The following is a 269-nucleotide window of genomic DNA, read 5'->3' as shown; positions in this document are numbered from 1 at the left end:
ACCGCTGGCTGTGCCAACCAGCCGTTATCCCTATCCGTCCGATCAGACGGATTCGGGAGTACCTTCTGTCGGATGTTTTCGGCTCCGTTTGTGTCGGCGTTCGCAACCAACCCGCACTCCTCGCAAACATACAGCCCGCGCTCGACGCGCTGGCGGTCGTCGGTTCGGCCGCAGGCAGAACACGACATCGACGTATTCCGCTCGGAGACGGATACGACCTCGATACCCTCGGTCTCGGCTTTGTACGTGAGCATCGTCGTGAAACGGTC

1 protein-coding gene is annotated in these 269 nt (G+C 60.6%); it reads right to left on the bottom strand.

Going from position 1 to position 269, the window contains the following annotated elements; genetic code table 11:
• Positions 1 to 269, bottom strand: a 269-nt coding sequence (locus tag SM755_RS23730) for a transposase (RefSeq protein WP_323174846.1), incomplete at both ends; no start/stop codon positions are given.

The organism is Natrialba sp. PRR66, assembly GCF_034808065.1.
GTDB classification, from domain to species: domain Archaea; phylum Halobacteriota; class Halobacteria; order Halobacteriales; family Natrialbaceae; genus Natrialba; species Natrialba aegyptia.
This window is presented reverse-complemented; position numbering and strand designations above follow the sequence as displayed.